The organism is Paenibacillus sp. Soil522, from assembly GCF_001428245.1.
Lineage (GTDB): Bacteria > Bacillota > Bacilli > Paenibacillales > Paenibacillaceae > Pristimantibacillus.
In genome coordinates this window covers 21490-45778 of the sequence record NZ_LMRV01000032.1, presented here as the reverse complement: position 1 = coordinate 45778, position 24289 = coordinate 21490, and the positions used below count along the sequence as shown (strand labels likewise).

19 protein-coding genes and 1 other annotated feature are annotated in these 24289 nt (G+C 50.9%); of the genes, 12 read left to right on the top strand and 7 right to left on the bottom strand.

What is annotated here, in order from left to right; genetic code table 11:
- Positions 1-3: 3 nt before the first annotated feature.
- Positions 4-786: a class I SAM-dependent methyltransferase gene (locus ASG81_RS08675; protein WP_056632011.1), complete on the bottom strand. Its 783-nt coding sequence runs from the start codon at positions 784-786 to the stop codon at positions 4-6.
- Positions 787-840: 54 nt separating this feature from the next.
- Positions 841-1108: a binding site (T-box leader), on the bottom strand.
- A 215-nt stretch (positions 1109-1323) separates the two neighbouring features.
- Between ASG81_RS08675 and rpoN the strand changes: the two genes are divergently transcribed.
- Positions 1324-2676, top strand: a complete 1353-nt coding sequence (gene rpoN, locus ASG81_RS08670) for an RNA polymerase factor sigma-54 (protein ID WP_056632007.1) — start codon at positions 1324-1326, stop codon at positions 2674-2676.
- Here rpoN and ablB read toward each other — a convergent pair.
- A complete protein-coding gene (gene ablB, locus ASG81_RS08665; protein ID WP_056632004.1) occupies positions 2671-3519 on the bottom strand; it encodes a putative beta-lysine N-acetyltransferase in 849 nt (282 codons plus the stop codon). The two genes, rpoN and ablB, sit on opposite strands and share 6 nt — an antisense overlap.
- A gap of 339 nt (positions 3520-3858) precedes the next feature.
- Here ablB and ASG81_RS08660 point away from each other — a divergent pair, with 339 nt between their 5' ends.
- The 7 genes from ASG81_RS08660 (at position 3859) to ASG81_RS08630 (ending at position 11092) form a co-directional block, all read left to right on the top strand.
- On the top strand, positions 3859-4122 hold the full coding sequence (locus tag ASG81_RS08660; protein ID WP_056632000.1) for a YokU family protein: 264 nt from the start codon (positions 3859-3861) through the stop codon (positions 4120-4122).
- 35 nt (positions 4123-4157) lie between these two features.
- Entirely contained in the window at positions 4158-5507 is a 1350-nt protein-coding gene (locus ASG81_RS08655; RefSeq protein ID WP_056631997.1) for an aspartate aminotransferase family protein, read from the top strand.
- Between the two features lie 191 nt (positions 5508-5698).
- Positions 5699-6343: a CoA transferase subunit A gene (locus ASG81_RS08650; RefSeq protein WP_235548788.1), complete on the top strand. Its 645-nt coding sequence runs from the start codon at positions 5699-5701 to the stop codon at positions 6341-6343.
- Positions 6310-6972 (top strand): 3-oxoacid CoA-transferase subunit B, encoded by a 663-nt coding sequence (locus tag ASG81_RS08645; protein WP_056631994.1) that lies wholly within the window; start codon positions 6310-6312, stop codon positions 6970-6972. The genes ASG81_RS08650 and ASG81_RS08645 overlap by 34 nt, the downstream gene beginning before the upstream one ends.
- A gap of 28 nt (positions 6973-7000) precedes the next feature.
- Positions 7001-8296, top strand: a complete 1296-nt coding sequence (locus tag ASG81_RS08640) for a peptidase (RefSeq protein ID WP_056631990.1) — start codon at positions 7001-7003, stop codon at positions 8294-8296.
- Positions 8286-9650, top strand: coding sequence for a 4-aminobutyrate--2-oxoglutarate transaminase (gene gabT, locus ASG81_RS08635; protein ID WP_056631988.1), 1365 nt, complete (start codon positions 8286-8288; stop codon positions 9648-9650). The genes ASG81_RS08640 and gabT overlap by 11 nt, the downstream gene beginning before the upstream one ends.
- Before the next feature lie 23 nt (positions 9651-9673).
- The gene (locus ASG81_RS08630; protein WP_056631985.1) at positions 9674-11092 is read left to right on the top strand and encodes an aldehyde dehydrogenase family protein; all 1419 of its coding nucleotides are present in this window, start codon (positions 9674-9676) and stop codon (positions 11090-11092) included.
- A 167-nt stretch (positions 11093-11259) separates the two neighbouring features.
- On the opposite strand, the gene ASG81_RS32595 is transcribed toward ASG81_RS08630, so the two are convergent.
- From ASG81_RS32595 to ASG81_RS32585, 5 genes are all read right to left on the bottom strand, one after another.
- Positions 11260-11412: a hypothetical protein gene (locus tag ASG81_RS32595; RefSeq protein ID WP_155971361.1), complete on the bottom strand. Its 153-nt coding sequence runs from the start codon at positions 11410-11412 to the stop codon at positions 11260-11262.
- 59 nt (positions 11413-11471) lie between these two features.
- Positions 11472-12935: a lysine 2,3-aminomutase gene (gene ablA, locus ASG81_RS08625; protein ID WP_056631982.1), complete on the bottom strand. Its 1464-nt coding sequence runs from the start codon at positions 12933-12935 to the stop codon at positions 11472-11474.
- Positions 12936-13047: 112 nt separating this feature from the next.
- On the bottom strand, positions 13048-14508 hold the full coding sequence (locus ASG81_RS08620) for a sigma-54 interaction domain-containing protein (RefSeq protein ID WP_056631979.1): 1461 nt from the start codon (positions 14506-14508) through the stop codon (positions 13048-13050).
- A gap of 127 nt (positions 14509-14635) precedes the next feature.
- Entirely contained in the window at positions 14636-14719 is an 84-nt protein-coding gene (locus ASG81_RS32590; protein ID WP_235548787.1) for a hypothetical protein, read from the bottom strand.
- On the bottom strand, positions 14716-15009 hold the full coding sequence (locus tag ASG81_RS32585; RefSeq protein ID WP_235548784.1) for a helix-turn-helix domain-containing protein: 294 nt from the start codon (positions 15007-15009) through the stop codon (positions 14716-14718). The genes ASG81_RS32590 and ASG81_RS32585 overlap by 4 nt, the downstream gene beginning before the upstream one ends.
- Before the next feature lie 449 nt (positions 15010-15458).
- Between ASG81_RS32585 and ASG81_RS08610 the strand changes: the two genes are divergently transcribed.
- The 4 genes from ASG81_RS08610 (at position 15459) to ASG81_RS08595 (ending at position 23950) form a co-directional block, all read left to right on the top strand.
- A complete protein-coding gene (locus tag ASG81_RS08610) occupies positions 15459-21500 on the top strand; it encodes a LamG-like jellyroll fold domain-containing protein (protein ID WP_056631975.1) in 6042 nt (2013 codons plus the stop codon).
- Positions 21501-21728: 228 nt separating this feature from the next.
- A complete protein-coding gene (locus tag ASG81_RS08605; protein WP_056631972.1) occupies positions 21729-22298 on the top strand; it encodes a PadR family transcriptional regulator in 570 nt (189 codons plus the stop codon).
- The gene (locus tag ASG81_RS08600) at positions 22291-23121 is read left to right on the top strand and encodes a CPBP family intramembrane glutamic endopeptidase (RefSeq protein WP_056631969.1); all 831 of its coding nucleotides are present in this window, start codon (positions 22291-22293) and stop codon (positions 23119-23121) included. The genes ASG81_RS08605 and ASG81_RS08600 overlap by 8 nt, the downstream gene beginning before the upstream one ends.
- Before the next feature lie 94 nt (positions 23122-23215).
- Positions 23216-23950 (top strand): hypothetical protein, encoded by a 735-nt coding sequence (locus tag ASG81_RS08595; protein ID WP_162255008.1) that lies wholly within the window; start codon positions 23216-23218, stop codon positions 23948-23950.
- Positions 23951-24289 lie beyond the last annotated feature (339 nt).

Here is a 24289-nt window from a genome sequence, read left to right as displayed (position 1 = left end):
TATTCACTTTAGATTTTTTTTTGCATGGTACAACACAACAGCTTGAGGTTTATTAAGAATTCCACCATGTTCTTCAATCGCTTCTTTGATTTCCCCAAACAATTCAAATCGTACATTGTCGGGAAGTAGTCTATGTCTGGAATTAGTGTTTAATAAAGAGATATATTCATCAGCTGTATAGGTGTGATTACAAATGTATTGCTTTATTTCTAATTCCTTAAACAACCCATCCTTTAGAGCTAGAACTGACCTTTCATCAATAATTTGTTCAATGGTTGGGTTTTTTGAATCGTCTAGTTGGGGTGCATTTCTCTTGTAACTTTCTCGAATTCGATTAGAGACATCATCAAAAGACGGAATATGGACGGTCCAAAAGAATGCTATAGAGCCTTCGTCGTTGAGCAAGTCGAAGACCTTGCGATAGCCAACTTCTTGTGGCTGAATAAAGTGAAAAGCTGTACCAGATATAGCCAAGTCAAAGTTACTCTTTTCACTCTGCCAAGTTTCAAATGGGGAATTGATTATGTTAACATTTGGTTTGTTTTTAAATTTTTCACGAGTAAGTTCCGCTAAATTTTGACCTAATTCAATGCAAGTCACATTATCAAAACCTAAATCAACAAAACCTTTCGTTGCCTGACCTGTGCCACAGCCGATTTCAAGTATGGAATCGCCCTGCTTGATAGCCGTCAACTCCAAGATGTCAGTAAATAATTGTTCTGGATAGCTAGGTCTGTACTTGTCGTATTCCCTTGCAATTTCGTTAAAAGTGTTTTTTCTTTCCATTTCAAGAACCTCCCATATTTACATTTGTGATAAAAAAATAAAACTCCCGCCCCGTAAAGGGACAAGAGTTAATACTCCGTGTTACCAACCAAGTTCATCAATGCTTAACGCATTGACCTCTTTTCAAGTACAGCGACTTTAATTATGTTGCTTATACCCTAGCACTATAACGGGTGCCACCGTCACATCCTACTTCCCTAATGGGTTTCGAGGTGCAGCTCCGAGGCCATATTCATTGGAACTATTCTTTGCCCCCTTTCAGCACTGAGGGGCTCTCTGTAAAAGAAACTGTCCAATTACTCTTTCTCATCACAGCTTTTATAGGTAAATATTGGTTTGAAGAGATGATATCACGATTAAACTAATGGATCAAGGAATTTTCAATATAACTTAAATGCTATTATAACCTAGCTGCTGCGAGAGTTGGAGTTTATAAAGGACCGGAACTTTAAAAAACAGCTTCACGACCCGCATACCGTTGTCAAAATGGCCGAGCATCCGGAATAAAATAGAGCAAAAGCCTAAAGGATGATTGCGATGAGCCCGGGTTACGGCATGTTTCAGCAGCAAACGGCCAAGATGCGCATGACGCCGCAATTTCGGCAGGCGATCAAGCTCCTTCAGCTCCCGACCCCGGATTTACTCGAATGCATCCGGCAGGAGCTTCAGGAAAATATGATGCTGGAACCCTCCGGGACCGATTGGGATGCCTATGCGGAGTATGACAAGCGGCAGCTTGGGCAACCGGCGGAGCCCGGGTCCGGCCCAGCCGGCCCGTATAATCCCGATTATGACCCGCTTTATCAAGCGGTATGGAAGGACGTTTCCCTGGAGAAGCACCTCATGGAGCAATTGAATGTGCTGACCGGCATTCCGCGTGCTGTCCGGCAAATCATCGCGTACATGACCGGAAATCTGGACGAGAAAGGGTACATAGAGCTGTCGTTAGCCGATATCGCTGATGCGCTTCGGGTCGATTACGGTGAGGCGGAGCAGGCGCTCGACATCTTGCAGGGCTTTGAACCTGCAGGCGTCGGGGCGAGAGATTTGCAGGAATGCCTGATCATTCAGGCGAATCGCCTGCCGGCTTGTCCGCCGCTTGTTCCCGTCCTCATTCGGCATCATCTGGAAGATATCGCGTATCATTCCATTCATCGATTAGCTGCGAAGCTGCAGGCCGCTACGGGTGAATTGGAAGAGGCGATCGAGACGCTGAAGCAGCTGAACCCTCGACCGAGTGCGGCATTCGCTGCTGGCGACATCCCCTATATCATCCCGGACGTCAGAGTCGAGCAGGCGGGGGAGCGGTTCGTCGTCACCGTTCAAAACGCGGCTGCGCCCCGTCTCTCCATTAACGGGCATTATGAACGGCTGCTCAAGGAAGGCGGGGAGCATGACGAGGCAAAAGCCTTTCTTTATAAAAAGCTGAACGCGGCGGCCTTTTTTATCAAGTGCATCGAGCAGCGGCGAGATACCATGTTTCGCGTGACGCAGGCGATTGTCGAGGAGCAGATTGATTTTTTTAGAGAAGGGATTTCCCGTCTCAAGCCGATGAACCTGAAACGGATTGCGGATAAAGTGGGCCTGCATGAATCGACCGTCAGCCGCGTGACCGCCGGCAAATACGCGCAAACGCCGTGGGGCGTCTTCGAGCTGAAAGCTTTCTTTCCTTCCGGTTATCGGCAGGACTCAGGCGATTCGGCTTCCGCAGGCAGCGTGAAGACCCGGATAAAGGAATTAATCGGCGGCGAAAACCGCAAGACGCCATACTCGGATCATCAGCTGGCGGATCGGATGACGAAGGAGGGCATTCGGATTTCCAGGCGCACGGTGGCCAAATACCGGGAGGAGATGGGCATCTCCTCGTCCGTGAACCGCAAACGGTTATAGCTTTACCCATAGATTCATATCTTCGAACTTGTCATAGATATCGCAGTTTTTCGTCAGTCTGCCGCAATACCGGTACCCCATCTGGCGGAAAACAGCGTTCATGCCCAGCGAAAGCGCGCGTGACAAAGAATATAGGCAGCGGATATTCCGTCCGGCCAGTTCATCCTCCAAGGCATGAAGGAGCAGCCGCATATGACCCTTGCCGCGATGGGCCGGAAGGGTGGCGCAATCGGTCATTTCTGCGTTCCGGTAAACCGTGTTGATTTCAGCTGATGCGGCACTGATCAGTTCGCCGGCTTGTTCGACGACATAGAATAACGTGCCTTCAAGCATCGCTTTTTCCACATAAGAAGGATCATGCATCGGGACCGGGTAGGTTTTAAAAATACGGCCGTACAAAGCAGCGAGCGCTTCGGTATCATCCGGCAAAGCCATCCGCAGCGCAGCGCCGTCAGCCGCTTGGGAGCGGTCCGGCCTCAGCGGCAGCTCCAGCACCTGTCTTAAAATACGGTCTTCCTCGATCCAATAGTCGCTTGTACGCCGTTCAAGGTCCATATAATAGGCCATACAGTAAGCATCCCGGCCGTCGAAATAGCCTTTGTAAATCCCCTCCAGCATACATCCATTCGATAAGAAGGTCTCCCAATCTTCTTGACGGGATTTAATAAATAGTTTGGTCAGCGCGTGCTGCCCGGCGATCCCGCAAACCCGCTCGAAGATCAAATAGACATTTCCCTCATAGTCGTCTACGCGCAGCCTTTTGTTAAAGGCATCGAGGCAGTAGTGAACGGTGCAGCCGCTTCCGGTCTCGACCTGATTGATATAGTAAGGGTCCTTCGGCATGCGGGCTTCCTCCTTTATATTACAAATGGTTCTATACGTATTTCATGTGCAAAAAGGATGCCAGTTCCGCGGGTCGGCCCTTAGGAAGGCAACCCTCCGGTTTCATCGGACATTGCCAACCGGGTTTCGGCGGCTTGCTGCAAAAAAATGAACGGCCGCAAAATCTTTTGCAGCAAATCCGGCGCTTCATCAACCCGGGGGAGTAGGTAACCGCCCTATTCAAAAGTTGGCACGACATTTGCATATGAAGAAGGGTTAAGGGGTACGGCCCGGCATTTTGTTGTGAAGTGTTTTCAAGGAAGCGGGGCAACACAAAACTTTTAGGAGGGACAAACGGACATGAAATGCATATGGTGCGATGCGGAAGACAGCAAGGAAGGCGTTATAGATTGCTATTGGATTATGCCGGACGGCAAATCGTCGGTTGAGATTTTGGAAATTCCGGCAATTGATTGTCCGCGCTGCAGCAGCTATGTTTCCGAGAGCATGTCGCAGAAAGTGGAAGAGGCGCTGTATTTGAATGACGTATCCGCCTTGGGAAGCCGGTTCCGCTATGAAGAGCTGATGAATGCGCCGCGGATAAATAAGTTTTATTTTAAATGAGCGCAGGGAGCAAAGCCAGGGGAGGAGGCTGTGATTTGCAGAGGGAACATTTGATTAAACCGCTGCTGGGCCGTTCTTATCCCGCCGTTCAATACGGGAAAGGCGTGTTTCTGTACGACGCGCAGGGCAAATCGTATCTGGATGCTTGTTCCGGCGCCGTTACGGCCAGTATCGGGCACGGCGTTCAAGAAATCGCCGACGCGATGCTCGAGCAGGCAAGCAAAGTATCCTTCGTATACCGTTCCCAGTTCACGAGCGAGCCCGCCGAGGAGCTGGCGCGGAAGCTGAGCGAATTGGCGCCGGGAGGCGATTACTGGGCGTTCTTCGTGAATAGCGGCTCCGAAGCTACGGAGACGGCCATGAAGATCGCGATTCAGCACTGGCAGGAGCGGGGGCGTCCGGAGAAATATCAAATTATTTCCCGGCGGATGAGCTACCACGGGATTACGATGGGCGCCTTATCGATGTCCGGACACGACGCAAGGCGAAGACGGTTTCTCCCGCTGCTGAAGGATTTCCCGGTCGTGGCGCCCCCCTATTGCTACCGCTGTCCGTTTGGCGCAACCTTTCCGGCATGCGGGTTGATGTGCGCGGACGATCTGGAGACCGCAATCGGGCGAATCGGGGCTGAACATATCGCGGCTTTTATAGCGGAGCCGATCATCGGGGCTGCTGGCGGCGCCGTTGTGCCGCCAGCGGGCTATTACCGGAAGATCAAGGATATTTGCGAGCGGAACGAGATTTTGTTCATTGCCGACGAAGTGATGACCGGGATCGCCCGGACGGGAAAAATGTTCGGTCTGGAGCATTGGGGCGTCGAGCCGGACCTGATCGCGCTGGGCAAAGGCATGAGCGCCGGCTATACGCCGATGGCGGCCGCGCTTGTCAGCGATCGCGTGATGGAGCCCGTTCTGCGGGGCTCCAAAAGCATCATGTCCGGCCATACGTACAGCGCGAATCCGCAATCGGCGGCGGTTTCCCTGGCGGTTCTGGACTATATCGGCAAGCACCGGCTGGCGGAAGCCGCCGAGACGAGCGGCGCCTATTTGCTGACCCGGTTAAACGAGCTGGCGCAGCAAAACGAAATGATCGGGGATGTGCGGGGCAAGGGTCTGCTCCTGGGCATTGAACTGGTATCCGACCGTACCGCCAAGCAGCCGTTTCCATCCGGGCTCGGCATTACCTCCCGGATCGTTGATAAGGCGTTTCATAAAGGGCTTCTCATCTATCCGGCAGCGGGCGGGGCGGAAGGGGAAGGAGACGCGATCATTATCGCTCCTCCGCTGGTAATCAAACGGGAGGAGATCGATTTGCTGATCGCTCTCCTGAAGGAAACGATGGAGGAAGTGACGCGGGAGCTCGGGGAAGCGGGGGTGGGAGAGTGATGATGGATCGCGGCGCAAACGGGAATGGAAACGAAGCTGGAGGGGATGCCGCCGAGCTTTCGGCTGGCGCCTCGGACGGAATCGATGCGGCTTCCGGTATTCCGGCTGGAGCCGGTGCCGGAAATGGATCGGGAGCAGCGCTAAGCAAGATCAGAACGCTCGGGGAAGCGCTGGCCGCCATCACCGACGGCATGACCCTCATGTACGGCGGCTTCGGCGGGATCGGCACCCCTCCTGCCCTTGCGGAAGGGATCGTGGCTAAAGGGGTCAAAGACCTTATTCTCATCGGCAACGATACCGGGTTTCCGCAGATCGGCATCGGACCGTTAGTCACGCTGGGGAGGGTCGCCAAGGTTATCACCTCCCACATCGGCTCCAATCCATTTGCCGGCAAGCGGATGACGGACGGGAGCATGGAGGTCGTCTTTTACCCGCAAGGGACGCTGGCCGAGAAAATTCGGGCGGGCGGCGTCGGCCTTGGCGGCATCTTGGTCGATGTCGGAGTCGGTACCTTGATGGGCGAAGGCAGAGAGACGGTGTCCGTGGGGGGGAAGACGTATTTGGTCGAACCGGCGCTGATGGCCGATGTGGCCATCGTTCATGCGAAACGGGCGGATCCTTACGGCAATTTGGTTTACGACAAGAGCGGCCGGAATTTTAATCCTTTAGTTGCGATGGCCGGACGGATTACGATCGCGGAAGCGGATGAAATCGTGCCGCTTGGCGCACTGGACCCGGAGTCGATCGTCACACCAGGCGTTTTCGTCGATATGGTCATTCCGGGCAAAGGGGTGAACTGGCAATGGGTATGGGAGAAGAAATACGCAGCCGAATAGCGAAAAGGGCTGCCCTGGAATTGCAGGACGGGATGGTCGTCAATCTCGGAATCGGCATTCCGACGCTCGTCGCGGATTTCATACCGGAAGGCGTTCACGTCGTGTTTCATGCGGAGAACGGCATTCTTTTCGCCGGCAGAGCGCCGGGTCCGGGAGAGGAAGACCCTTTCCTGTGCAATGCGGGCGGCTTTCCCATCACGACAGTTAACGGCGCCTCTTATTGCGACAGCGCGATCGCCTTCGCGATGATTCGCCGGGGCTGCATCGATATAACGATACTCGGGGCGCTTGAGGTGAACGGGTGCGGGGATCTGGCCAACTGGATCGTTCCGGGCAAACGCGTGTCCGGCATTGGAGGGGCCATGGAGCTGGCCCAAAAAGCGAAGAAGGTCGTCGTCCTGATGAATCATGTCAATCAGCAGGGCGAATCGAAAATCAGGAAGCAGTGCGTGCTGCCGCTTACCGCACGTGAATGCGTCGATTTGATCATTACCGATATGGCGGTCATGGAGGTAGGCGCGGAAGGGTTGATTTTGCGGGAAGTAATGGCTCCATATACGGTGGAGGACGTCGTTCGATATACGGAAGCGGCCTTGATCATACCGGAGAATATCCCAATCATTCTGTAGGCCGGCCTTATCCAAAGGAGGGAATGCCATGAAAGGCGATCCGGCTTCATTCAAAGCTCGCATTCGCGAGTGGATGCATAACCATCGGGAGGAAGGCACGAGCCTGCTGCAGGACATGGTCAGATTGCCGAGCACGCAGGGGAACGAGCAGGAAGCCCAGCTGCTCGTTGCGGGCAAGCTGCGCGGGATGGGCCTGGATGTGGAGGTGTGGGAACCGGACGGCGAAGCGCTCGAAGCCCATCCTTTTTTTTATTCGCCGCGCAGCCGGTTTGCAGGCAGTCCTAATGTCGTCGGCATATGGAGAGGATCGGGAGGGGGACGGTCGATCATTTTGAACGGACATATGGATGTCGTGCCGGAGGGAGACGCCGGGCAGTGGCATGATGATCCGTACAGCGGCAAAGTCACGGAAGGCAAGCTGTTCGGACGCGGCGCGACGGATATGAAGGGCGGCATCGCGTCACTGCTGCTGGCTGTCCAAGCGGTCCGCGAGCTCGGGATCCGGCTGAAGGGCGACATCATCTTCCAAAGCGTCGTTGAGGAAGAAAGCGGCGGAGCCGGGACGCTGGCGGCAATTCTGAAGGGGTACAAAGCAGACGCGGCGCTTATTCCGGAACCGACCAACCTCAAGATTTTTCCCAAGCAGCAGGGTTCGATGTGGTTCCGCATCGAGGTGAAGGGCCGTTCCGCCCACGGCGGGACCCGGTACGAAGGCGTTAGCGCGATCGACAAGAGCATGGCCGTCATCGCACATATCCGCGAGCTGGAGGAAGCGAGGAACTCCGCTGTCTCTGATCCGTTATATGCCGGCAATCCGATTCCGTTTCCGATCAATATCGGCGTCATTAAAGGGGGGAATTGGCCGTCCTCTGTTCCGGATACGGTCACGCTGGAAGGAAGGTTCGGCGTCGCCCCCGAGGAGAAGCTGGAGCAGGCCAAGGAAGAGATGAACCGGTGGATGGGGCGGCTGAAGGAGAAGGATCCTTGGTTCGGGGAGCATCAGCCGGAAGTGGAATGGTTCGGCGCGAGATGGGTGCCGGGCAGCGTAAGCCGGGAACATGCGCTCATCCGGACGTTGTCGGAGCAGTACAGGGAGGTTCTGCTGAAGGAGCCCGTCATTGAGGCGTCGCCGTGGGGAACGGACGGCGGCCTGCTGACGCAGCTGGGTGATACCCCCTGCATCGTATTTGGCCCGGGCGTCACGGAAGCCGCTCATTGCCCGAACGAATATATTGAGCTGGGCCATGTTTTCGAGGCTGCGGAAATAATTGCGCTGACGTTGATTGCGTGGTGCGGATTGGAGGAAAAGGGAGATGGAACCTGATCGGAGCAAGTCTATCGAGATCAAAACCGGGCTGCCCGGTCCAATCGCTCGCCAGATGCTGAAGCGGCGCGCGGATTCCGTGCCGAGAGGGCCGTTCAATACGGTTCCCACCTTTGCGGCAAAAGCGGAGGGGGCGCTGCTCACTGACGTCGACGGGAATACCTTCATCGATTTCGCTGGCGCAATCGGATCATTAAACGTTGGTCATTGTCCGCCCAAAGTTGTGGAAGCGCTGAAAGACCAGCTGGAGAAATATATCCATCCCTGCTTTCACGTTGTCATGTATGAGCCGTATGTGGCATTGGCGGAGAAGCTGAACCTCATTACGCCGGGAAGCCATCCGAAGAAAACGTTCTTTCTAAACAGCGGAGCGGAGGCCGTCGAGAATGCAGTCAAGATCGCGCGCAAATATACGGGGAGACGGGCGGTCATCTCCTTCGAGCGGGGCTTTCACGGCCGCACCTATATGGCGATGTCCTTGACCAGTAAAGTGAAGCCGTACAAAAACGGCTTCGGCCCATTCGCCCCCGATACGTATAAAATGCCTTATCCTTACTATTACCGCGCTCCTTTCGGGCTCGCGCCCAATGAGCTGGATGATTATCTTTTGCGGAAATTCGAGGACTTCTTCCTGTCGGAGGTTCCGGGCGAGGAGGTCGCCGCGGTCATCATGGAACCGGTTCAAGGCGAAGGCGGCTTCGTCATTCCTTCGGTCCGCTTCGTGCAGGGTGTGAAGGCGATATGCGAGCAATACGGCATCTTGTTCATTGCCGATGAGGTGCAAACTGGCTTCGGCAGAACGGGAAAAAGCTTCGCCATTGAGCACTACGGGGTCGTTCCGGACCTGATGACGATGTCCAAATCGATCGCAGCCGGTCTCCCGATCAGCGCGGTAACCGGCCGTACGGAAATCATGGATGCGCCGAGCGTCGGCGAAATCGGCGGAACCTTCGGGGGAAGCCCGCTTGGCTGCGCGGCGGCGCTGAAGGTCATTGAAATGATGGAGGAAGAGCGTCTTGCGGAGCGGGCGGTATCGATCGGGGCGGCGATCAGCGGGCGATTCGTCCGGCTGCAGCAGGAAGTTAGCCGGATCGGGGACATCCGCACGCTCGGGGCGATGAGCGCAATCGAGCTGGTCAAGGATCCGGTGACGAAGGAGCCGGATAAAGAGCTGACGTCCCGCGTGCTGCAGGAGGCGCATAAACAGGGCTTAATTGTGATGGGAGCGGGATTGTACGGCAACGTTATTCGTATTCTTTGCCCGCTCGTCATTACGGAAGAGCAGCTCGAGGAAGGACTCGACGTGCTGGAAAATGCGCTCAAAAATTGCACCCGCAGCGATATTCATTCTTGAATAGAGAGGGGAGGCAACTCGGGATGAGGAAGCGATTGTTTATCGATGGGGATTGGGTAGAAGCCGGTGAATACCGTCCCCTGTACGCACCATACGGCGGCGGGCAAATTGCCGAAATCGCTTATGCCGGCGCAGCTGAAGTAAACCTCGCCATTGAAGCGGCGGATAAGGCGAGGCCGGTTATGGCCCGGATGCCGGCGCATGAGCGGGCTTCCATCCTGGAGAGGCTGTCCGTCTTGATCGGGGAGAAGGCGGAGGAATGCGCCCGCCTGATCGCGCTTGAAACGGCCAAACCGCTAAAGGCGGCCAGGCAAGAAGCTGCGAGGACGGTCATGACCTACAAATTCGCCGCGGAAGAGGCCAGACGCATCCAGGGTGAAACGATTCCGATGGACGCCGCTCCAGGCGGAGAAGACCGGATCGCGTATACGATCCGTCAGCCGATCGGGGTCGTCGCCGCCATTACTCCGTTCAACTTTCCGATGAATCTGGTTGCGCACAAGGTAGGTCCGGCAATCGCGGCGGGCAACACCATCGTGTTAAAGCCGGCGGGCCAGACACCGTTAACCGCGCTGCTGCTCGCGGAGCTTCTGCAGCAAGCTGGCCTGCCGAAGGGAGCGTTAAATGTGGTAACGGGCAGCGGAAGCGCGATCGGGGATCGTCTGGTTACGGACGGCCGCGTGAAGGCCGTTACCTTCACAGGCAGCCCGGAGGTCGGAATCGCGATCCGCCATAAGGCCGGCATAAAGAAGGTTACCCTTGAGCTCGGCTCCAATTCGGCGCTGATCGTCGATAAAGGCGTCGACGCGGATGCCATGATGGCAAGGGCCGTCACGGGGGCATTTTCTTTTGCCGGGCAAATATGCATCTCGCTGCAGCGCATTTATGTGCATGAGCAGCTGTTCGATGAATTCGTCCGGAAATTCGTCGCGCAAACCGAAACGTTGAAGCTGGGCGACCCGCTGGATCCGGATACCGATGTGTCCGCATTAATCAGCTCCGGGGATGCGGAGCGCTCTATGCATTGGATCGAGGAAGCCCGGGAGCGGGGCGCGGTCGTCGCGACCGGCGGCAGGCGGGAAGGGAACATCGTGACGCCAACCGTCCTGCTCCATGTGGACCCTCAGGCGAGCTTGTCCTGCAAGGAAGCTTTTGCCCCGATCGTCATGATCAATAAAGTAGCGTCGATGGAGGAAGCGATCCGGGAGGTGAACGATTCCAGATTCGGACTCCAGGCAGGCATCTATACCCGGGACCTCGGAACGGCGCTTCATGCGGCGGAGGCTTTGGAAGTGGGCGGGGTCATGATCAACGATATCCCGACCTTCCGCGTGGACCATATGCCCTATGGTGGCGTCAAAGACAGCGGAATCGGGCGGGAAGGGGTCAAATACGCGGTCCAGGAGATGACCGAGCTGAAGCTGGTATGCTTTAAGCGATAAGCGGAAGATGAAAGGAATATTTTATATGATCAAAAGTGGTTAAGTTCGCTAGAGATTTAGCTCGCTTTGAGCAAAAATGATGCAATAAATAAAGAAATGGCAGTTCAGGGAGACTAACCCTGAACTGCCATTTCTTTATTTATTCTATGGCAGAATTCTTGAGCAAATTATGGGCAAGCGAAAGCCACGACAAAGTAATGATCGCGTTTCACGTCGTTTTCTTCAGCTAGAAACTGCAGAACGGCGGTAAAGACTTTTTCCAGCACCACTTTCATTCGCTCGGAACGAAACTGGTTGGGCCGCACCTCAGTCAGTTTCATAACTTATGGGACGGCCCCATTTGTTCCATATCAGACGGTTCTCTTGATGCCTTACATTTTTATTGCGGTTGATCGTCTTGGCGCGGCGCGTCCACTTTCTCTTTCTCTTTTTCTTTTTCTTTTTCTTTCTTATCCCCAGCCTTCATTAGCTTCTGTTTCATCTCGTCCCTCTTCTGGCGGCGGTCCTTAAGGGAGGCATGCTCCGGCGACTCCTCGTACAGCTTTCTTCGGCCGATCCGGCGCAAATTTTCTGGCACCAGGTTAAATTTTTCGTCTTTCAAGAGGGCGATGACACCGGTGCTTTCCGCCGGCTTCGATAGACCGTAGATTTCGTTGTAATATTCGTCCGCCCGGCCCGGCTTATAATTTTGAGGCTCGGGATATCCGACGATGACCCCTTCATAATTACGCAGAATCACTTTATCCTGGCTTTGCGAGATTAAATAGTTGGGCTGCAGCGCGATTTTTCCGCCGCCGCCGGGAGCGTCGACCACGAAGGTCGGTATGGCATATCCGGAGGTATGGCCGCGCAGCGATTCAATAATTTCGAGCCCCTTGGAAACCGGCGCCCGGAAATGTCCGATTCCTTCGGACAAGTCGCACTGATAAATATAGTAAGGGCGTACGCGGATTTTCACCATCTCATGCATGAGCTTCTTCATGATGACCGTGCTGTCGTTGATGCCCGCCAGAATGACCGCCTGATTACCCAGCGGAACGCCCGCATCGGCCAGCATTTCGCATGCCTTTTTGGCTTCGGCCGTTATTTCCAGCGGATGGTTGAAGTGGGTGTTGAGCCAGACCGGATGATACTTCCTTAGTATCGCGCACAAATTGTCCGTGATGCGCTGCGGGAAAACGACCGGCGCACGCGTACCGATCCGGATAATTTCCACATGGGGAATCGCTCGCAAATTTTTCAATATATACTCCAGGATGTTGTCATTGATCAATAAGCCGTCTCCGCCGGACAGCAGCACGTCGCGAACCTCCGGCGTATTCCGGATATAGGCGATGGCATCGTCCAGCTGCTTCTTCGGCACCCCCATTCCCACCTGACCGGAGAAACGCCGGCGCGTGCAGTATCGGCAGTACATGGAGCACTGGTTGGTTACCAGGAATAGCACGCGGTCCGGATAGCGGTGGGTTAAGCCCGGCGTAGGCGAATCCTCATCCTCGTAGAGCGGATCTTCCAGATCATATTTCGTTTTCAACAGCTCGGCGGAAATCGGCACGGACTGCATCCGGATCGGACAGCGGGGATCATCGGGATGCATCAGGGATGCGTAGTAGGGCGTTATATTTAAAGGTATCGTCTGCGTCGAAATACGGACGCCTTCTTCTTCATCCGGCGCTAGCTGGACGACCTTCTTCAGATCGTCCAACGTACGGATCGTATGCGTCAGCTGCCAAAGCCAATCGTTCCACTGCTCATCCGTCACGTCTTTCCACAGCGCGACTTCTTTCCAGTGCCGGTTACTGCTCAAAGGTACAAGCGGAGTCTCGGCTTTTTTGTCTGTCATATGCTGCACCTCCATCAACTTATTTTCTATTACCTCTTTTAATAAGCAATAACGATGCCAATCTGCTTGCTGACAAAATAAAAAAACAGGCTCTGGACGGAGCCTGCCTGTTTTATGGCCGGTTTATGACGTCTGGTTTTTTCTCGATGCCGTAGCGGCTCAGCTTGTATTGCAGCGCCTGCCGTTTCATGCCCAGCGCTTGCGCGGCGAGGCTGATGTTATAGTTATGATTTTGCAGCGCGATCACGATCGCTTCCCGTTCGATTTGCTTCACCCGGTCCGATAAACTTTGCGAAGAATCTTCTGCCGCTTCTTGCCGCCATTCCAGGGAACCTGCGGCTGGGCTGCGCACAGGAGCATTTTTCAAATAGGCGGGAAGATGATGCTCTTCAATCGTTTCGCATTCCAGCTCCATCATATTGTAGGTCGATTCGATGGCATGGCTTAATTCGCGGATGTTGCCGGGCCAATCATATGCCGCCAACCGGTTCATGACGAAAGGGTGGATGCCGGTGACCTTCATGCCGAACGCAGGATTCAGTTTCTCGATAAAATGCTGTGTAAGGAGCGGGATATCTTCTTTCCTTTCCTTTAAGGGAGGGAGGGATAGATTCACCACATTAATCCGATAAAAAAGATCCTGGCGCAAAATTCCTTTCTCCAGCGCTTCTTTCGGATCGATGTTCATGGCGGATATAATCCGGACGTCTGCCTGCTGTTCGGACGCGCCTCCGATTCTGCGCATGATGCCGTCCTGAAGCACGCGCAGCAGCTTCGCTTGCAGGAACAAATCCAGACTGTTCAACTCGTCCAAAAAAAGGGTGCCTCCGTTCGCCTGCTCGAACAGGCCGGCCCGATCGATCGCCCCCGTGAAAGCGCCTCTGGCGGTTCCAAACATAATACCTTCCAGCAGCTCGCTTGGAACGGCCGCACAATTCTGGGCGATGAACGGGCGGTTTTTGCGGATGCCGGCGTTATGGATGCTCTGCGCAAACAATTCCTTGCCGGTGCCGGTAGGACCGCAGATCAAGACGGGCGAATTGGTGCGGGCGGCCTTCTTGGCCATCGAAATCGCATCCAGGCTCTGCTCGCTCGTCCCGATGATATCGCTGAAATGATAATGCGCGGACCCGCCGGGCTTTTTATCCTTTTGATGGGATTGATAGATTTGATGACGGAGGTCCAGGATTTGGTCATGAAGATGAACGATGCCCGTAATATCCTTTGCGACCTCCAAAGCGCCGATCTGACGGCCGTTATCGAACAGCGGATAAGAGCGGTTAATCGTCGTGATTCGCTTTCCTTTCAGATTGACATAGGTTTGTACCTTCTCGGCCGTTTCTTTGCCCGTTTGCAGGACATGGACAAGCGTGCTCGTTTCGTCGGTCAGCGAAGGGTAGAGGTGAAACAACTTTTTCCCGATGACCTGCTCCCTTTTCAAACCGTCGATTTCCGCCATCTTATCGTTATAAAATAACGTGATTCCGTCCCGATCGATAAGATGCACGCCGATATCGATCATGTTCAAAATCCATTTGAAATGGTCTGATCCGAAGCCATGCTGATCCGGCATGGATTCACCTACCCTCACGAAGGATCGTTCAAATTTGCAGTATGTTGTATCGTATGTATGAACGGCCGGGGATAATACCATGCAGGCGGACTCAGGCTGATTGGCGGGAAAAGATTTTAAAATACCATCAATGGTTGTTCAGGTGAATGCGGTAAAAAGCTTTATGATATTCGGTAGGCGTCATGCTTTCATATTTCTTAAACAATTTCATAAAATACTTTTCATCATGAATCCCCACTTTATCCGCATGTATTGAATGCTTTGGGAGCTTCTCGTCAGCAAATCCTTCGCCTTTGAAATCTTCATGAGATTAATGTACTCCTGCAGGTTGTACCCTGTTTTCTTCTTAAAAAAGCGGGAGAGATAACTTTTGTTGTACGTAAAATGCTCTGCGACATCGGAGAGTGAAATGTCATCCAATGCTTCCATCTCATTCACGAGGTGATAACCGCCAAGTTCCAAGATAGCCCCGTTCCGCGAATACCCCCACGGCTTTATCAATAATCTGTTCTTTCCTATCTTCGCGGCCGACCATTCTCTCTACCTCCTTGTCCTCGAATTACAAAAATGTCAAGGTGCTCTACACAAAAGGAACTGCTGATTGCGTCGGACTGATTTGGGGATTTTTGCAAACGCTAAATTTGATTTTATTTGTAGGTATTCGTTAAGTTTATTTATTATTTCTGACTATTCCAAACGTTTTTCTTTAAAAACATACAGTATATCTTAAAAAATCGCATTGTATTCAAACTACAGGTGATGTATTTTTTAAGTATGATTGTAAACGCTTTCAAAAATGATCTAAAGGTGGGTGACTATTAACAATTTATTCGAAACATTTTACGAGGCAAGAAGCAAGGAGGGCGATACATACTCATTTGAAAGATTTAACAGCTTCATATTCGTAAATCGCATATGGTTCAATCCAATTGAGGAACGAGGAGATCAACATGATAATAAAACATTTCAAAAGTGTCCTGGCTGTTTGCCTGAGTGTCGCCCTGATGCTGCCGGCAGCTTTACCGTTGCAACCAAAGACCGTGCATGCTGAACCGATTGCAGCGGCTAATGCATATACCGATAAAATGGTGTTTGGTAATTCAGAGTCAGAACAACAACACCGGTTCACGGGTGAATTTACAAGCCCCATCGTCGGCGCATTGGGTGAGCCTGCACGGGTATCCCTGCCGCGTACGCCAGAGGAAATTCAAGGCGGAGAATTAACTTTTACGATGAAAGTCGATCCTGCCGCCCAAAACTACTTCACCATGAAGTTTTGGGGAAGCGATGAATCATTCTACAAAAGTATGGTATTCATCAATGGCGAGCAAGTCGGCTATCGCCGCGTTGGAGATTACCAACCGATCAATATGGGTATTAGCAAAGGTTTGCCGGAGCGGTTTTACTTTAATACAACCATGCTTCCGTTAGTAAGCACGTATGGACAAGATACCGTACAAATTACCGTCAGAACGTATAGCGGAAATTTTGGCGATAAAGTGAACGCGCCATCCAGAGGGTATTACAACGCCTATACGCACACGGGGGCTCACTTGGATGTATCGGATGAAACCCAGGGCGATATTGCAGAAGATCCTGTTTCAATGCTTAGAGAGGATCTGACGGATGAGGAAAAGCAAGCCCTCATTAACGGCTACACGCAAAGTCAGGTAAAGACGTTCAATGATTATTCCAACCGGGTGGATGCCAGCGCAGCCGGCAAATTATCCATTGTGCGTTATCAGGATGAATTGCGGTTTTATGCGAGCGCGCTTCATTACGATTGGTCGCCGGCTCAAACGGCCGAAGCAAAGAAAGCGGCGCTTGGACGGATTTTTAAAGTGATTGACAATCATGTTAAGGATTATTACAAAAATATAAGATTGGTGACATGGGGTGGACATCAAGGCGATTGGGGCGGATATTACGGCGCATTAGGCGAGGCGTTGTATATTGTCGAACAGCTCATCAAGGATGACTCCGTCTATGGCGAAGCGGCATTCAACGCATTCCTCGATCAGCCGTTTGTGACGGGATCGGTCGATGGACTGTACTCGCTTGCGGGATTAGACTGGAATGGCGGTGAATTATCTCGCCGTGAAGCGTGGGAGCGCGTGCTGAAAGCGAATTTCGACTTTGCCCGTTCCAGACTGTCCTACATCTATAATCAAATGTTGTATACGTATGAAGGCGCATGGGAAGCGCAAGAAGGACTGCGCATGATCGGTTCTCCGTTCTATGAAGGCAGAGAGCGCAGCCATAAGATTCTTCTTGAAGCGTTAGGGGGGCAACCGTTCCTCGGAGAAGAAGTGCTGGTCGGCCCGAACGGCGAAGAATTGGATTTGTACCATTCCTTGTTCTATCATGACCAGACGGCTAGATTTACGGAAGATTATTTGCAAATTGTTGCAAAGGGACTCGCGAAGAGCAAGCTGGATGCGAACGGGAACGTCGTCAGGCGGCTGCCGTACGGCGAGCATTACAACGGCCTGACGGAAGCGGGGCTGACAAGGGAAAACGGATATGTCGCCAATTACGGCGAGGCGGCCAACTACCTTTTGAAGAACTTCTACAAAACGTTAAACCACCCCGGCGATGAGAAATTGAACGATGAAATCCTGAAGCTGGCATTGAAAAACATGCATGCCCGCGGGTTTGTCCGGTACACGTCTTTGGATGACGACGGGAAACGAATTATGAGAGCGGAACAAGTCACGGATGAGCGGAACACGGCTATGCCAGGTTTCTACGCGTATGGCGCGAGAACTTCAACTGGAATGTCGCTGCAGTACGCTTCCCTGGAAATGGAGATGGTCCATAACGAGCAAAGGTACAGCGGTCCGGAATGGGACGAGTACTGGCGGTATGCGAAGGAAGCGGTCGGTTTCGCGCAGCAGCAGCTTGCGGATCACCAACTGTTCAATTTCACTTTCGGAACTAGAGGCACGAATAGCGCAGAGGATTACCATCTGGCAGACACTTATAAATACGTCTCCGACGAGCGGGCCGATTTTAGCCGCTTCGGCGGTCAGGAGGCGGCTGGCGCCGTTCTTCCGCAGACAGATTTCAATTATTATACGGAAGAAGAAATAGCGGAGCTTGATGTGAACCCGGCCGACTACGAACAGTTTGCCTGGGCTGACATTGACAATATGTTCCTCTCAATCCGGGATGGCGATCTTCGTATGTTCGCTAACCTGAACGAGCTTAATAAAGGTTATAGCGGCAACGGCAGACTTCATGTGATTAACGACAACTATGACAATATCGTACAAATTGCAACCGACAGCAAATTTCAGTATCAGGACTATTGGATGCGTATGGATAATATCGACATGATATTCTTTGAAGACCAATTAACGAATGGTGCTGACGCACCTCAAGCTCTTGCGGGAGAAATTATACCGATTACGTATCAACCTGGTGTCGGCCAGACGGAACGGGATAATTTTGAGGCGGATACGCCTTATGCCGGTTATCCGGATCTCTTATCGGCAAGGTACGGGAAGTATCTCATGGTTTTCAATACAACCCGCGACGAATATGGAAATAAAAAATCCTTTGATGTGAAAATGCCAGCAGATTATAAGGGGAACAGTACCGTATTGGACCTTGTATCGGGGAAACAAATTCCGGTTACCAAAACTGGAAAGGTAACGATTCCACCGAAATCTGCGATGGTGTTGAAATTAACGTCCGATGTCCATATAGACCCGTTGCCGTTTACCGTTAATTTCGTAAAAGCATTAGCAGGTAACGGATATGCAGGAATTACATGGAATACGACCGCCGGAGCGGAGTCTTATACTATTAAGCGTTCTGAAACGGAAAATGGTACGTACCAAGTCATTGCAGCAGGAGTAACAGGCAATTACTATAAAGATTCGACGGTTCAAAATGGAAAAGTATATTTCTACAAAGTCGCTGCTGTAAATGATGAGGGTGCTGGAGATGACTCCTATCGTGCAAAGGTTAATTTGACTGCACCGGTATCCTTAAACAATCCGGGCGCGTTATGGCGTGATGACCGCATCGGCACAACAGTAGGCAGCGCAACAAATACAGGCACAACCATTGCAATCAAGGGTGCTGACGGCACAGGCCTGGGTGAAGGCGATGACTTGAATATGTTCGATAGAGATATCAACGATTCGCTGCATTTCGTAAATCAGGTCGCAGCCGGCAGCAGCTCCATCCGTGCGAAATTGGACAGCCGCAGCGGGAACGCAAGCGGAATTATGATGCGTGATTTGCTGCAGTCCAATACCCGGTACATTTATTTTGGAGCCGATCAAGACGGCAATCTTGTACTGCAGAACCGTACAAGGGAATCCCGCCACGCGTTCTCGGAAGAGAAGAAAAGTCCGACGAATGCGAAACTCATTGGATTGCACGCGGATGATTTTCCGTATCTGAAATTGGTGCGTGACTACGATTCGCATTATATTCATGCTTATGTGTCCAGGGACGGAGCGGATTGGTTCATGGTGGAGAAAATGTTCACCCCATTCCCTTACGCTATCTATACGGGTGTCGCGGCTGCGGAGCAAGCGCAGTTCAGCGAGGTAACTGTCGAAGAAACGGCTCGCGGCAAGCTTTATCCTTATATTCAAAGAGTGGATAACGGCAGCGGCATTTCTGTTTCCTGGAACAAACCGAAGCATGCGGTAACCTTCAATTTGTACCGTACCTATGACAAGGACGCCGGCTTAACAAACCCGGTATTTAAGGAAGGCACTGCGGAACTGGCGGAAGGTTCGCCTTGGACAGCTCTCGTTTCGAATGCGACGGCATTGTCATTTGTTGACCCGGAGCCGAATTTCGAAGATTCGCCCGGATACAAGGTCGTTGCGAAGTATGCGGACGGAACGTTGGGAGAATTCTCCGATACGGTCTATCCTCCTGCTGAAACATCGCAGCCTTCCGTAGCCGGCATTACGGTATCCAACTATCTTGAAGGACTTGCAGATACGGTTAAAGTGACCGGTCTGGCGGCAGGTGATGTTGTAAAGGTATACAGAACGGCTACGGACCTTGCTGTGCTTGGCAAAACCGTTGCCGAAAGCACCTACGCAACCGTCAGCATCCCCCAAATCGGTGCGAATTCCGGTGTCCTGTATGTATCTGCAACCACTCCGGGCAAAATGGAAAGTGCCAGAACGGCCAAGTCATATCCAGGGGAAGACGGACTAATTAATTTGAAGGCGGAAAAGGATGCAACGCTGCGGTTTAACACCACTGCACCTGGCGGCGATACATCGTTAGTTATTCTTTCCAATGGTCCGGACGAAGGGGCTAAACGATTTGGCATCGTTACATTTAACAACGTACCGGATTTCGAGGATGAGAATATTGAATCCGTATCGCTAAGAATGTATCGGAATAATGGAAGAACGGCGACCCTGCGTGCGCAGCATATGGAGTGGGATAACTGGAAAGAGCCGGGCGCAGGCGGTACGCTTGGAGCCGAATTAAAAAGCGAGTACTTTAATGGAAGCTGGGAAGCGGCCACAGCCTTCTTGGCAGGACCGTCCGCTTCAGCCGTAGTTAAACCGGAAAATGCGTACACGATGCATGCTATTAATGCGAGCTGGACTCTTGACGTGACCGAAATAGTGAAAGCCAACGAAGGGAACAGAGCAACATTCCTATTATCCGTTCCTAGCGGCGAAGTGAACCCGGTTACGAAAGAATATATTTCCGGTAACAGCATCACTGGTCAATATGGACCTGAATTAATTGTGAAATATAAATCGGATAACATCACTGTACCGCCTTCTGAAACCAGTATCAAAGTAACCAATCATTCGGAAGGAGCTGCGGACACGGTTGAAGTTTCTGGATATGAGGCAGGAACGGTTGTAAAGGTTTACCGAACGGCCTCGGATACCGATGCGCTTGGCTCAACCGTAATCGAAAGCACGTACGGAACCGTAAGCATTCCGCAAATTGGCGTAGGTCCGGGCACTTTGTATGTTTCTGCAACTGCCCGGTTCAAGCTGGAAAGTGAAAAAACGGCAAAGACTTACGTCGGCGAATCTGCAAGCTACACAAGAGGCAGCTACTACATGTACCAGAAAGAAGTGGAGCGTATCGAATCGGAGTTGAACAAACCGGAAGCCGATAAAGAGAAGCTTGCGGTTGAACTTGAACAGGCCAAAGGTTTGCTGGTTCTGGTTCCTCTATCACTCTATTCGTTTGATGGCCATGCGGACAATACATTCGGGTCAACCCACGCAACCGTGAACGGGACGCCCGCTTATGTGGAAGGAAAGTTTGGTCAGGCGATTGATCTGAACGGAACCAGCTCCGTTACGCTGCCTTCGGCACATGCTCTGTCCACATCCGATGCCGTCACAGTGGCAACCTGGGTGAACTGGAAGGGTGGAAATGCATGGCAGCGCATCTTCGACTTTGGCAACAATACGAATCAATACATGTTCCTTACGCCGAGTTCCGGCGGCAGCAATACGCTGCGTTTCGCGATTAAGAACGGCGGCGCCGAACAATTGGTGCAAACCGCAAAGCTTCCCGTAGGTGAATGGGTGCATGTGGCGGTGACGCTGGGCGGCGGTACGGCGAAGTTATATGTAGGCGGAGAGTTGAAGGCTGCTAATAGCAATGTCACAATCAAGCCAAGCGATTTCAAACCGGGCGTTAATTACATCGGCAAGAGCCAATGGCCTGATCCGCTGTTTAATGGCATGATCGACGAATTCCGCACTTATAATCACGTCTTGAGTGCGGAAGAAATTCAAGCAGCGATGAACAATACGGCGAAGCAATGGATTGACAGCAGCCTGGTCAATGTCTTGCTGGAAGAAGCTGCTGCGCTCAATGCAGCGCTGTATACCGAATCGAGCTGGCAAGCGTTTGAGGCAGCGGTCGCGGAAGCGAATGCACTGCCTGCGGATGCAGCTCAAGAGACTATCGACAATGCGGCTGCACAGCTTCGGAATGCGCTTGAGTCGCTGGAGCAGAAGAACGTTTAAAAGCAAAAGCCCCGGGTAACGGGGCTTAGTCATCAATCTCAGCGAGTGTATGTTTAATCATACGCTCGCTGTTTTTTTTATAGAGGGGATAAAACATGGTTTATTCTAGCCCCGTTCACAAAAGGAACTGCTGATTGCCCGACAGCAATATCCAACTATTGACATACACAGATAAAACATTCATTATATATCTATAAGACATATCTAGAAGATATAAATGGAGGACCTATGCAGGATAAAATCATTTTAGGATTGCTTTTGGATGGAGATAAGTCTTCGTACGATCTCCAAAAAACGATGGAAAAAAGTACAGGGTATTTTTATAATGCGAGCCAAGGCAGTATTCAACCCGCTTTGAAGAAGCTGATGAATAATAGGCAAGTTACATGTTCCGAAGAATACCAAGGAGAGAGAGTAAAGAAGGTCTATCAAATGACGGAAGAAGGAAAGAAAGAGTTTTTTAACTGGGCTTCTCAATCGATCGCTTTAGAAAAACCAAGAGATCCAGCTCTTGTGAAAATGTATTTCTTTAATTATGTGGAGCCGGATCGGAAGATTGAATTGATCGAGCAGTATTTGCATGAAATTAAAGCCGTGATAGCAGCAATGACGATGATGAAACAAATGTCACTGGAACAGATTGCGAAGATTCAAGAATCTTTGGATACCGGTAAAATTGAAAGCCGAATGGCTACATTACAATTTGGATTGGATTATTATACTTTTTTGAATGAGTGGTATGAGAAATACTTAAAGCAGTTAAAAAATGATACAGGGAAGGATCCTGCTCATGATTAAAAGAACAAGCGATAAAAAAACGCTAAGGAATATTATCATTTTTTCTCTGATTGTATTAAGCTGCGGTTGGATAGGCCGGCTTGTGGATTTAAAAGCCGGCATGGATGGCAACGGAAGTCTTGGCATGCTGATCTGGATTGTTTCACCGCTTCTCACGATGATCATACTCCGTTCATTTATGGGTGACGGTTGGAAAGATTTTGGTATTAAGCCAAACATAAAGGGGAATATCTTCCCTTATTTTGTGAGCATGCTTTTCTTCCCCATCTTAGCAGCGATGATTATTTTGATTGGACATTATTTGAAATGGTTGGATGCATCGAATTTGTCACCGTCTTTTCTAGCTGCATTTGGGATGGCCCTTATACCTGGTTTTATAAAAAATATTTTCGAAGAATTTGCTTGGAGAGGTTACCTGGCTCCGAAACTGAATTCGATCGGATACAACAGGCTTTTCTTTCATATTTGCGTCGGGCTGATTTGGGGAGCATGGCATATTCCCTATACATTTGTCATTATGAACACGACCGAAAGCATGATAACCTTTATTCCGCGTATGTTACTTGGCGTTGTTGTTTTATCTATCGTGTTCGGAGAAATATGGATCATGACACGAAGCGTATGGCCCGCTTTGATCATGCACACGGTGGGGAATTCCTTTCTGGATACGCTATTTTTAAAAAATTACCTGATTGTACCTGAAGCAAGTGAATATTTGGTCATGCCTACTTCAGGAGTAATCCCCATAGTGATTACTATACTAGCGGGAATATGGCTTTATAGGATGAATACAAAGCTTATAAAAAGTAAAGCTCAGGCGTAAACAATGCCTGAGCTTTTTTTTTATGGGATTTGCTGTTTGGATAGAAATAATTATAGTAAGCTATAAGTACTAGATTTTCTGAAAGAGTAGGCATTTGGCAGGATTAAATGGGGGAATCGACTACATGCCGCTAACAGACGGTATCAAATTAAAGGAATTGCTGAATGGGACTTCGATGGAGGTTCCATCCTTTTTACATATAGCTATAGCGTTGACGAAATCGGTTCGAACGGCTCATAAGCGGTGCGTAATCATTGGCGATTTGAATCCAGCTTGTGTTCGAATCCAGTTGGAAATGAATCTGGCGGTTCTCGCAGACAATCGGAAGCCGGATTACGCTTATCTATCTCCCGAACAAACGGGCCGGATCAATCGTGCGCCTGATGAGCGAAGCGATTTATATGCGCTGGGCATGATGTTTTACGAAATGCTTGCAGGGTGCTTGCCATTTCAAGCCACTCATTATTTTTCTGGGTACGATCAAAATACGAATACGAACATATGGGGCTATTCAACACCTTTGGGAACTCAAACGTATGTAGGGCATTATGCGGGTTATTATAGCTATAACTGGCAAAGTTACTGGGGAAGCAGCTCTTATTCCTATGACTATGGCCAGCAGCTTTTAAAAGCGGAAAGTTCTGTCGCCGTGAACATTGATTTGTTATCTGCTAACGGTACCCATTATGGCGGTAATTACTCGATTTCTCTAACCCCTTATTCAGATTCATGGGATTATTGGTCAGGTTGGTGGGATTGGTACAATACTCATTATTGGGGACATAACACCTACTATAGCGGTTGGAGCAGCGGAGAGACTGCGTGGTAAAGTAAATGTTCGTAACAAGAAATCGCAAGCAAACAACCGGAGTCGTGAGACATCCGGTTGTTTGCTTTTTTGATCTTTTCACCGATTTACAACTTTAGTTAGGCTCTTTTTTCTTATGTAAAAACTATACTTACCGGGAGGATGACGGGGCTGTATGGATCAAATATTGGAACACGAAAAGACACCGTTTCCGTGGTTTCTAGGCTCTATTATTGAACTTTTTTATTCTTAAGGTTTTTAAGGTTGTATCCTCTACATATAATTAAAGTGATCGATAGTGAGTGGGCAGCCATTTTGTTTATTATCTACTGTTCACTTTTTTCTGTTTAGTGATTAGAA

Bases quoted from the DNA above. Each gene is read 5' to 3' on its own strand.
- ASG81_RS32595 (WP_155971361.1), bottom strand. From the start codon at position 11,412: ATGAAACTGACTGAGGTGCGGCCCAACCAGTTTCGTTCCGAGCGAATG.
- ASG81_RS08675 (WP_056632011.1), bottom strand. From the start codon at position 786: ATGGAAAGAAAAAACACTTTTAACGAAATTGCAAGGGAATACGACAAG.
- ASG81_RS08645 (WP_056631994.1), top strand. From the start codon at position 6,310: ATGGGTATGGGAGAAGAAATACGCAGCCGAATAGCGAAAAGGGCTGCC.
- ASG81_RS08600 (WP_056631969.1), top strand. From the start codon at position 22,291: ATGATTAAAAGAACAAGCGATAAAAAAACGCTAAGGAATATTATCATT.
- ASG81_RS08640 (WP_056631990.1), top strand. From the start codon at position 7,001: ATGAAAGGCGATCCGGCTTCATTCAAAGCTCGCATTCGCGAGTGGATG.
- gabT (WP_056631988.1), top strand. From the start codon at position 8,286: ATGGAACCTGATCGGAGCAAGTCTATCGAGATCAAAACCGGGCTGCCC.
- ASG81_RS08610 (WP_056631975.1), top strand. From the start codon at position 15,459: ATGATAATAAAACATTTCAAAAGTGTCCTGGCTGTTTGCCTGAGTGTC.
- ASG81_RS32590 (WP_235548787.1), bottom strand. From the start codon at position 14,719: ATGAAATTGTTTAAGAAATATGAAAGCATGACGCCTACCGAATATCAT.
- ASG81_RS08620 (WP_056631979.1), bottom strand. From the start codon at position 14,508: ATGCCGGATCAGCATGGCTTCGGATCAGACCATTTCAAATGGATTTTG.
- rpoN (WP_056632007.1), top strand. From the start codon at position 1,324: ATGAGCCCGGGTTACGGCATGTTTCAGCAGCAAACGGCCAAGATGCGC.
- ASG81_RS08660 (WP_056632000.1), top strand. From the start codon at position 3,859: ATGAAATGCATATGGTGCGATGCGGAAGACAGCAAGGAAGGCGTTATA.
- ASG81_RS08650 (WP_235548788.1), top strand. From the start codon at position 5,699: ATGACCCTCATGTACGGCGGCTTCGGCGGGATCGGCACCCCTCCTGCC.
- ablA (WP_056631982.1), bottom strand. From the start codon at position 12,935: ATGACAGACAAAAAAGCCGAGACTCCGCTTGTACCTTTGAGCAGTAAC.
- ASG81_RS08605 (WP_056631972.1), top strand. From the start codon at position 21,729: ATGCAGGATAAAATCATTTTAGGATTGCTTTTGGATGGAGATAAGTCT.
- ASG81_RS08630 (WP_056631985.1), top strand. From the start codon at position 9,674: ATGAGGAAGCGATTGTTTATCGATGGGGATTGGGTAGAAGCCGGTGAA.
- ablB (WP_056632004.1), bottom strand. From the start codon at position 3,519: ATGCCGAAGGACCCTTACTATATCAATCAGGTCGAGACCGGAAGCGGC.